We start from the raw sequence: 8187 nt of genomic DNA, 5'->3' as shown, positions 1-8187 counted from the left end.
GACCCCTCGGCCGTCGTGCTGCAGCACCGCGCACCGTGGTCGCACCACGGCGGCACGTGGGGCGTGCCGGGCGGGGCCCGCGAGCCGCAGGAGAGCGCAGTCGAGGCGGCGCTGCGGGAGGCCTCCGAGGAGGCCGGCGTGGACCCGGCCGCGGTGCAGGTGCTCGGCAGCTGGGAGCTGGTGCACCCGGACTGGAGCTACACGACGGTGCTGGCGGTCGAGCGTCACCCGGTCGAGCCGTCGGTCACCGATGCCGAGAGCCTGCAGGTCCGCTGGGTGGCGGCGGACGAGGTCGTCGGGCTGCCGCTGCTGCCGGCCTTCGCCGTGGCGTGGCCGACGTTGCGGGGCCGGTTCGCAGCGCTCTGAGCCGGGCCGACAAGGGCCCACGGGCTCAGGCCACCGGGCCGGTGACGAGCCCCTGACCCGGAGCGCTGCGGGTGCGCGCGCCGCGGACGAGGTGACGTCCGCCTGAGATCGAGGTCACAGGGTCCGGGTTCACCGGAGAAGCAAGGTTAGGCTAACCTCTCCTTGTTCCTCCCTCGTCCCACCATCGACCGGAGCCGTGATGCTGGCCAACTATCTCATCGGACTGCGCGAAGGTCTCGAGGCCGCCCTCGTCGTGGGCATCCTCGTCGCCTACCTCGTGCGCACGCAGCGCCGGGACCTGCTCCCCGTGCTGTGGACCGGTGTCGGCCTGGCGGTCCTGGTCTCGCTCACCTTCGGCGCGGTGCTCACCTGGGGCCCGTCCACGCTCAGCTTCGCGGCCCAGGAGGCCGTCGGCGGCACCCTGTCGATCGTCGCCGTCGGGCTCATCACCTGGATGATCTTCTGGATGGCGCGCACCGCCCGCCACCTCAAGACCGATCTGCAGCACCGGCTCGACGACGCCGTCGTCGCCGGCCGTCGCGCCGTGCTCGTCATGGCCCTGCTCGCCGTCGGCCGCGAGGGGCTGGAGACCGCGCTCTTCCTGTGGGCCGGCGCCCAGACCACGGGCCGCACCGTCGCACCGCTGGTCGGCGCCGTGCTCGGCCTGGCCAGCGCCGTCGTGCTCGGCTGGCTGCTGTACCGCGGGGCCGTGCGCGTCGACCTGCGGCGGTTCTTCGCCTGGACCGGCGTCTTCCTCGTCATCGTCGCCGCCGGGGTGCTCGCCTACGGCGTGCACGACCTGCAGGAGGCCGGTGTGCTGCCCGGGCTGAGCTCGCTCGCCTTCGACGTGTCGGCCGCCGTCCCGCCGGGCTCCTGGTACGGCGCGCTGCTCAAGGGCACCGTCAACTTCTCCCCCGAGACGACCTGGCTGCAGGCCATCGTCTGGGTCGCCTACGTCGTACCCGTCATGACGCTGTTCATCCGCGAGGCCTGGGGCCGTACCCCCGCCCGGCCCGCGAAGGTCGCCGTCGCGACCGCCGCCTGACACCCCCACCGCCCACCTGCCGCACCTTCCCTGGGAGAACCATGCCCCGGCTCCGCCTCATCGCGCCCGCCGTGCCCGTCCTGGCCCTCGCACTGACCGCCTGCGTGCCCAACTCCCCGACCGCGTCGTCCAGCGCGACCGGTGGCGGCGCGCTCACCGTGAGCTCCACCGCGGACGCGTGCACCCTGTCGGCCACCAGCGCACCGTCCGGCACGCTCACCTTCACCGTGACCAACGACGGGTCGCAGACCACCGAGTTCTACCTGCTGGCCGCCGACGGGCTGCGCATCGTCGCCGAGGTGGAGAACATCGGCCCGGGCCTGTCCCGGGACCTGGTGGCGCAGGTCGCACCGGGCAGCTACCTCACCGCGTGCAAGCCCGGCATGGTCGGCGACGGCATCCGGGCGTCGTTCACCGTGACCGACTCCGGCACCCCCGTCGGGCCGACCGGTGACGTCGCCGCCCAGCTCACCGCGGCCGAGGCGTCCTACGTCGCCTACGTCAAGGACCAGGTCGGCAGCCTCATCACCGGGACCAAGGCGTTCGCCGCCGCGTACACCGCAGGCGACGACACGACGGCGCGCTCGCTGTACGCCAGCACCCGGGTGCACTGGGAGCGCGTCGAGCCGGTCGCCGAGTCGTTCGGCGACCTCGACCCGCTGCTCGACCTGCGCGAGGCCGACCTCGAGGCCGGGCAGACGTGGACCGGCTGGCACCTCATCGAGAAGGATCTGTGGCAGCCCACGCCGGCGGCCAACGGCGGCGTCGCCTACACCCCGCTCACCGCCGAGCAGCGCACCACCGCCGCGAACGACCTGGTGGCGCACACCCAGGAGCTGCTCGACCGGGTCAACGCCCCCGGCTTCACCGTCGCGGCCTTCGCCATCTCCAACGGTGCCAAGGAGCTGCTCGACGAGGTCGCCACCGGCAAGGTCACCGGTGAGGAGGAGGCCTGGTCGCACACCGACCTGTGGGACTTCGCCGCGAACGTCGACGGCGCCAAGGTCGCCTACGAGGTGCTCGCCGACGTGGTCAAGGAGAAGGACCCGCAGCTCGCCAGCACGCTCGACACCAGGTTCGCGGCGCTGGCGACCCAGCTGGCGGCCTACGGCTCGATCGAGTCCGGGTTCGTCACCTACGACACGTTGACCCCCGACCAGGTGCGTGCGCTGGCCGCCGACGTGGACGCGCTCGCCGAACCGCTGTCGACGCTCACCGCCACGGTCACCTCGGCATGAGCGAGGGACCCACCACGCCGACGACACCGCAGGACGGCGGTCCCCGGCTCAGCCGACGTGCACTGCTCGGCTGGGGCGGGGCGCTCGCCGGGCTCGCCGCCGCCGGGACGGGGGCCGCGGTCGTCGAGGGGCGCCGGGCCGCCCACCCGGCCTCGGCGGCGAGCCCGGGCCTCGTGCACCCCTTCACGGGTGAGCACCAGGCCGGGATCGCCACCGCCGCGCAGGACCGGCTCTACTTCGCCGCCTTCGACCTCACGACCACCTCGCGCGACGACGTCATCGCACTGCTGCGCACCTGGACGGTGATGGCCGCCCGGATGACCCAGGGTCTGCCGGCCGGCCCGTTCGGTCCGGTCTCCGGGCCCTACGACGCCCCGCCGGACGACACCGGCGAGGCGATGGACCTGCCCGCCGCCGGGCTCACCGTGACGTTCGGTTTCGGGCGGTCGTTGTTCGTCGACGAGGCCGGTGCCGACCGGTTCGGTCTCGCCGGGCGCCTGCCGGCCGGCCTCGCCGACCTGCCGCACTTCCCCAAGGACGCCCTCGACCCGGCGCGCAGCGGCGGCGACCTCGTCGTCCAGGCCTGCGCCGACGACCCTCAGGTGGCCGTGCACGCCGTGCGCAACCTGGCCCGGGCCGCGTTCGGCACCGCGGTCATCCGCTGGGCCCAGCTCGGCTTCGGCCGCACGTCCTCGACCAGCACCGCGCAGAAGACCCCGCGCAACCTCTTCGGGTTCAAGGACGGCACCGACAACCTCAAGGCCGAGAGCGCCGACCTGCTCGACCAGCACGTGTGGGTGCCGGCGAGCGCCGCGAGCGCCGATGCGACCGCAGGGGTCGACTCGTCCTGGCTCACCGGCGGCTCGTACCTCGTGGCCCGGCGCATCCGGATGACCATCGAGACCTGGGACCGCTCGGCCCTGCGCGAGCAGGAGCGCGTCATCGGGCGGGACAAGCGCGAGGGCGCCCCGCTGTCCGGCGGCACCGAGTTCACTCCCCCGGACTTCGCCGCGAAGGGCAACGACGGCAGCACCCTGGTGAACCCGCACGCGCACATGACGCTGGGCCACCCCGACCAGAACGGCGGCCGGCACATGCTGCGCCGCGGCTACAACTTCACCGACGGCAACGACTCGCTCGGGCGGCTCGACGCCGGGCTGTTCTTCATTGCCTTCGTCACCGACCCGCGCACGCACTACGTCCCGATGCAGACCGCGATGGCCCGCGACGACCTGCTCTCGGAGTACCTGCAGCACACCGGCTCGGGGCTGTGGGCGGTCCCGCCGGGGGTCCCGGACCTGCCCACCGGGTCCGACGGCTCCCCCGCGCTCACCGCGGACGGGCCGTTCGTCGGCCAGGCGCTCTTCGCCTGAGCCCGCCGGGTGCCGGCTGCGAGATCAGTCGTCCTCGCGCCGGTGCAGCATGCGGGCCACCTCGGCGACCGTGCCGGACATCGACGGGTACACCGTCGAGGCCTCGGCGAGGTGGTCGACGGTGAGCCCGTGCGTCACGGCGAGCGTGAGCGGGTAGATCGCCTCCGACGCGCGCGGCCCCACGACGACGGCACCGAGCAGCACCCCGCTCGTCGTGTGCGTGAAGATCTTGACGAAGCCGTCGCGCACGCCGAGCATCTTCGCCCGCGGGTTGCGGGTGAGCGGCAGCATGCTCTTGGAGTAGGAGCGCCCCCGGGCCTTGAGCTCGACCTCGCTGAGCCCGACCGTCGCGATCTCCGGGTTGGTGAAGATGTTCGCCGCCACCCCCTTGAGCGAGAGCGGGTGCACCGCGTCGCCCAGGGCGTGCGACATCGCGATCCGGCCCTGCTGGGCGGCCACCGAGGCCAGCGGGAACACCCCGGTGCAGTCACCGGCGGCGTAGACCCCGGGCACCGAGGTGCGCGACACCTTGTCGACCTGCACGTGCCCGGAGTCGGTGAGCCGCACCCCCGCCTCGGCCAGCCCCAGACCGCTCGTGGTGGGCTGCGAGCCGACGGCCATGAGCACGTGCGACCCGCGCACCGTGCGCCCGTCGGCCAGCTCGACGACGACGCCGTCGGCGGTCCGCCGCGCACCCTGCGCCCGGGAGCGGGACATCACGGTCATCCCGCGGGCGGTGAAGACCTCCTCGATGAGCGCGGCGGCGTCGGCGTCCTGACCGGGCAGCACCTGGTCGCGGCTGGACACGAGCACGACGTCGGCCCCCAGCGCCGAGTACGCCCCGGCGAACTCCGCGCCCGTGACGCCCGACCCCACGACGATGAGCCGTTCGGGCAGCCGGCTCAGCCCGTAGAGCTGGGTCCACGTGAGGATCCGCTCACCGTCGGGCACGGCGGTGTCGAGCACCCGCGGCGTGGCCCCGGTGCTCACGAGCACGACGTCGGCGTCCAGCACCTGCTCGGCACCCCCGCGCGAGGGGCGCACCACCACCTGGTGCGGTCCGGCGAGCTGCCCGGTCCCGGCGATCAGCTGGACGCCCTCCCGTCGCAACCGGCTGCCGATGTCGGCCGACTGCGCCGCGGCCAGCGCCTGGACCCGTGTGTTGACCGCCCCGAGGTCCACCTGGTGGCGCACCCCCGCGGTGCCGCCGACCAGCCGGATGCCCAGGTCAGGTGCGCGGTCGACGATCGTCATCCACTCGGCCGTCGCGATGAGCGACTTGCTGGGCACGACGTCGGACAGCACCGCCGAGCCGCCGAGCCCGGTGCGCTCGACGAGGGTCACCTGGGCCCCGAGCCGGCGCCCCACGAGCGCGGCCTCGTACCCGCCCGGCCCGCCGCCGATGATGACCACACGTGGACCCACGACCTCGTTGCTCGTCACACCGCCATCTTCCCAGCCCGCACTAGCCTGGGCTCCCATGGACCTTGACGATCTCGCCACAGACCCCTTCGACGTCGCCGCGCAGGCCGCCCGGGTGATCGCGGACGCCACCGGGGTGGCCCGCCACGACGTCGCCCTCGTGCTCGGCTCCGGCTGGGGCGGGGCCGCCGACCTCATCGGCGAGACCGTCGCGGAGATCCCGAGCCACGACGTGCCCGGGTTCACCCGCCCCGCGGTCGTCGGCCACGTCGGCACCATCCGCTCGATCCGGCTGACGGGCGCGCCGGGCGCACAGCCGCGGCACGCCCTCGTGCTGGGCTCGCGCACCCACCTGTACGAGGGGCTCGGGGTGCGCCGGGTGGTGCACGGTGTGCGCACGGCGGCCGCGGCGGGTGCCCGCCAGCTCGTGCTCACCAACGGCTGCGGCGGGCTCGACCCGGCGTGGGCTCCCGGCACCCCGGTGCTCATCAGCGACCACATCAACCTCACGGCCACCTCGCCGCTCGAGGGTGCGACGTTCATCGACCTCACCGACCTGTACTCCGCGCGGCTGCGCGGACTGGCCCACGAGGTCGACCCGACGCTGCCCGAGGGCGTCTACGTGCAGTTCCGCGGGCCGCACTACGAGACCCCGGCCGAGGTCGCGATGGCCGGTCGGATGGGTGGGCACCTGGTCGGCATGTCGACGACCCTCGAGGCGATCGCGGCCCGGCAGGCCGGGCTGGAGGTGCTCGGCATCTCGCTGGTCACCAACGCCGCCGCCGGGGTGAGCGACCAGCCGTTGTCGCACGCCGAGGTGCTCGAGGCCGGGGCCGCCGCCGGCCCGCGGATCAGCGCGCTGCTCGCCCAGATCATCGCCCGGTTGTAGCCGGGACGCACCGCCCCGCCGCCGTCTGGGTGGCGGGGCGGTGCGCCGCTAGGTTGGTCCGGTGCATGCCGACGACGCCCTCGCCACTCAGGTCCGCTCCTGGATCGCGGACGACCCCGACCCTGCGACAGCCCGTGAGCTGACCGACCTGCTCACCGCCGCCCTGGCCGGCGACGGCCCGGCCGAGGCCGACCTCGCCGACCGCTTCACCGGGCTGCTCCAGTTCGGCACCGCGGGGCTGCGCGGTGCGCTGGGCGGCGGCCCGCACCGGATGAACCGCGCCGTCGTGATCCGCGCCGCGGCGGGGCTCGCGGCGTACCTCAACGGCGAGCTCGACGGGCTGCCCCGGCCGCCGCGGGTGGTCATCGGGTACGACGCCCGGCACGGGTCGCACGCGTTCGCCCTCGACTCGGCCGCGGTGCTCACCGCCGTCGGGATCGAGGCGCTGCTGCTGCCCTCCCCGCTGCCCACCCCGGTGCTCGCGTTCGCGGTGCGCCACCTGGAGGCCGACGCCGGGATCATGGTGACGGCCTCGCACAACCCGGCGGCCGACAACGGCTACAAGGTCTACCTGGGTGGACGCGTCGTCGAGGACTGGGGCCAGGGCGCCCAGATCGTGCCGCCGTACGACGCCGCCATCGCCCACGAGATCGCCCGGGTCACCACGGTCGCCTCGGTGCCCCGGGCCGACGCCGGCTGGACGGTGCTGGGCCCGCAGGTGCTCGAGGCGTACGAGGCCGCGGCGGCACCGGCCGACGTCGCGACCGCACCCGGCGCGCTGCGCATCGTGCTCACCGCGATGCACGGCGTCGGCGCCCAGGTGGCCTCCCGCGTGCTCACGGCGGCCGGCTTCACCGACCTGCACCTGGTCGCCGAGCAGGCCGACCCGGACCCGGACTTCCCCACGGTCGCCTTCCCGAACCCGGAGGAGCCGGGCGCCCTCGACCTGGCGTTCGACCTGGCCAGGCGCGTGCAGGCGGACCTCGTGATCGCACTCGACCCCGACGCCGACCGCTGCGCTCTCGCGGTGCACGACCCCCGCACCGGCGGCTGGCGCCGGCTGCACGGCGACGAGACCGGCGCCCTGCTGGGTGCCGCGGCCGCCGCCCGGCCCCAGCCGGCCGGTGCCGCCCTGGCCTGCTCGATCGTCTCCTCGCGGCTGCTGTCCAAGATCGCCGCCGCGGCCGGGCTGGGCTTCGCCACGACCCTCACCGGCTTCAAGTGGATCGCCCGCACGCCGGACCTCGTGTTCGGGTACGAGGAGGCGCTCGGCTACTGCACCGACCCGACGCATGTGCGCGACAAGGACGGCATCAGCGCCGCCGTCCGCGCGGCCTCGTTGGCCGCCGGGGCCAAGGCCGCCGGGCGCACCCTCGTCGACGGGCTCGACGACCTGGCCCGCGCGCACGGGCTGCACCTGACAGACCAGGTCTCGGCCCGGTTCGCCGATGTGAGCCTCATCCCGGGGCTGGTCGACGCCCTGCGCAGCGCACCGCCGACCCACCTGGCCGGCAGCCCCGTGACGACGGTGGTCGACCTGGCCGCAGGCACCGAGGCGGACCGGGGTGGTCTGCCGCCCACCGACGGCATCCGGCTGCTCGCGGCGGACGACACCCGCGTCGTCGTCCGGCCGTCCGGCACGGAGCCGAAGATCAAGTGCTACCTCGAGGTCGTCGTCCCGCTCGACGGCGACGCCTCACGCGACGAGGTCACCGCAGCCCGGCAGGCCGCCCGCACCCGGCTCGACGCCGTCGCGGCCGACATCCGCACCGCGCTCGGCCTGGACGGCGCGCACTGACCAGCCCGGTCCGCTGACGCACGCGGCGCGTGGCCCGAACCTCCGGGCCACGCGCC

At 74.6% G+C, this 8187-nt stretch carries 7 protein-coding genes; 6 read left to right on the top strand and 1 reads right to left on the bottom strand.

The genetic code is table 11. The annotated features are described in order from the left end of the window. The 4 genes from F2B26_RS12835 to efeB form a co-directional block, all read left to right on the top strand. Positions 1 to 366: NUDIX domain-containing protein (locus F2B26_RS12835; protein WP_159809984.1), on the top strand; the 366-nt coding region annotated here is incomplete at its 5' end. 199 nt (positions 367 to 565) lie between these two features. After that, positions 566 to 1411 (top strand): iron uptake transporter permease EfeU, encoded by an 846-nt coding sequence (efeU, locus tag F2B26_RS12830; RefSeq protein WP_159809982.1) that lies wholly within the window; start codon positions 566 to 568, stop codon positions 1409 to 1411. Positions 1412 to 1452: 41 nt separating this feature from the next. Further along, the gene (efeO, locus tag F2B26_RS12825; RefSeq protein ID WP_159809980.1) at positions 1453 to 2649 is read left to right on the top strand and encodes an iron uptake system protein EfeO; all 1197 of its coding nucleotides are present in this window, start codon (positions 1453 to 1455) and stop codon (positions 2647 to 2649) included. Then, positions 2646 to 4022: an iron uptake transporter deferrochelatase/peroxidase subunit gene (efeB, locus tag F2B26_RS12820; RefSeq protein WP_159809978.1), complete on the top strand. Its 1377-nt coding sequence runs from the start codon at positions 2646 to 2648 to the stop codon at positions 4020 to 4022. Before efeO ends, efeB begins: the two co-directional genes overlap by 4 nt. Positions 4023 to 4046: 24 nt before the next feature. Here the strand turns inward: efeB and F2B26_RS12815 are convergent, their stop codons facing one another. Then, on the bottom strand, positions 4047 to 5504 hold the full coding sequence (locus F2B26_RS12815) for an NAD(P)H-quinone dehydrogenase (RefSeq protein ID WP_159809976.1): 1458 nt from the start codon (positions 5502 to 5504) through the stop codon (positions 4047 to 4049). Here F2B26_RS12815 and F2B26_RS12810 point away from each other — a divergent pair. Then, positions 5503 to 6333 carry a purine-nucleoside phosphorylase gene (locus F2B26_RS12810; RefSeq protein ID WP_159809973.1) on the top strand — a complete coding sequence of 277 codons (831 nt, stop codon included), beginning with the start codon at positions 5503 to 5505 and terminating at the stop codon, positions 6331 to 6333. The genes F2B26_RS12815 and F2B26_RS12810 overlap by 2 nt on opposite strands. Positions 6334 to 6394: 61 nt before the next feature. Further along, complete coding sequence (locus F2B26_RS12805) at positions 6395 to 8131, top strand: phospho-sugar mutase (RefSeq protein ID WP_159809971.1); 1737 nt, start codon at positions 6395 to 6397, stop codon at positions 8129 to 8131. Positions 8132 to 8187 lie beyond the last annotated feature (56 nt).

This window comes from Cellulomonas citrea (genome assembly GCF_009829685.1).
In the GTDB taxonomy this organism is placed as follows: Bacteria; Actinomycetota; Actinomycetes; order Actinomycetales; family Cellulomonadaceae; genus Cellulomonas; species Cellulomonas citrea.
The sequence above is the reverse complement of the archived record's forward strand: the minus strand, read 5'-3'. Positions and strand labels throughout refer to the sequence as shown.